General features: G+C 25.5%; 2 protein-coding genes and 1 pseudogene (2 of these 3 cut by a window edge). 2 read left to right on the top strand and 1 reads right to left on the bottom strand.

The annotated features are described in order from the left end of the window. Positions 1-419: the 3' portion of an HAD-IC family P-type ATPase gene (locus LUA84_RS04135; RefSeq protein ID WP_457913342.1), read on the top strand. It extends 235 nt beyond the left edge of the window; the window shows 419 of its 654 coding nt (coding positions 236-654); its start codon lies off the left edge, out of view; its stop codon occupies positions 417-419. After that, entirely contained in the window at positions 364-708 is a 345-nt protein-coding gene (locus LUA84_RS04140) for an HAD-IC family P-type ATPase (protein ID WP_256443498.1), read from the top strand. Before LUA84_RS04135 ends, LUA84_RS04140 begins: the two co-directional genes overlap by 56 nt. Positions 709-1,283: 575 nt before the next feature. On the opposite strand, the pseudogene LUA84_RS01610 reads toward LUA84_RS04140, so the two are convergent. Then, positions 1,284-1,435, bottom strand: a pseudogene (locus LUA84_RS01610) (amino acid--tRNA ligase-related protein) (it continues 466 nt past the right edge of the window).

Genomic DNA, 1,435 nt, shown 5'->3' on the forward strand with positions numbered 1-1,435 from the left:
CTAGAAGAACAGAAGCAAAAGTATTATATAAAGATAAAGTATTTTATGTATCAAAAGGTGCAGTAAAAATTATATTTAGAGAGTTATGCAAAATAAATATACCTGAAGAAGTATCAAAAATAGTTGATGATTTTGCATCAAGGGGTTATAGAACTTTGCCAGTTGCAATAAATAATAATAATAAATGGGAACCTGTTGGTCTTGTTGCATTATATGATGTTCCAAGAAAAGATACTCCAGAATTAATTAAAAAATTAAAAGATCTTGGAAAAAAAGTAAAAATGTTAACTGGAGATTCATTACCAATTGCAAAAGAAATTGGAAAAGAAATTGGATTAGATTATAATAAAGCAGTATCTGGAAATGGAAGTAAGAGAATTATTAAAAAGTCATCCAGAAAAAGCAAGGAAATTAATTAATGAATCTGAAATATTTGCAGAAATATATCCAGAAGATAAATATTATATTGTAAAAAATCTACAAGATAAAAAAGAAATTGTTGGAATGACTGGAGATGGTGTAAATGATTCTCCATCATTAAAACAAGCTGAAGTTGGTATAGCAGTATATAATGCAACAGATGTTGCAAAATCTGCGGCCTCTGTTGTATTAACAGTAGAAGGTTTAAGAGGTATTGTAGATTTAGATAGGATTGGGAAATCAGTATATCAAAGAGTTGTTACATGGATATTAACAAAAAATAAATAAAACAATAGAAATTGCATTATTTGTTTTATCAGTATTTCTATTTACTACGATTCTTTATCATAGTCCATCATATATTTTATCGTCTACAGATGTATTATTATTTTTCTTTAATACAAGAGTTTCAAACAATAGCATTATCTGTAGATAATGAAAGAGGATCTCAATATCCTGAAAAATGGAATATATTAAAATTGGTAAAGAAGGCAGNTAGAATGGGTGTATTTACATTTTCTGAAATGTCATTATTATTATATATAGCATTAAATATATTAAGAAAAAGTAAAGTTCATCTTTTACATTCTTTCTTCTTTATAGCAATAACATATTTTGGTCTATTAATGCCATATATATTTAGGGAAAATGACAGATTCTATAAATCAAAACCTAGTAAATCTTTCTTATATCTACAATTGCAGGATTAATAATTGCATCTATTATTTCATTATTTGGATTTGGAATAGTTGTTCCAATAAATCTTTACTATTATTCACTTGTGGTATTGTACAGCTAATTTTTATATTTTTAGTAAATGATAATATAAAGATATTATTAAAAAGATTTGGAATTGGAAGGGCCTAATATTTTTCATAACCTTTTACAATCGGATTTTCTATTGTATATTTTGTTAAAATATTTACAGCCTGGCTTTCTGTTTTTTTCTTAATCATTGGGAATGGTATAATTTCTTTTATACTCTTTATTCCTAATAATAACATTATTACTCTAT

It is taken from the genome of Candidatus Nanopusillus massiliensis, from assembly GCF_920984865.1.

Excerpts from the sequence above, each read along its gene's own strand:
- LUA84_RS04140 (WP_256443498.1), top strand. The coding sequence starts at position 364 with ATGGAAGTAAGAGAATTATTAAAAAGTCATCCAGAAAAAGCAAGGAAA.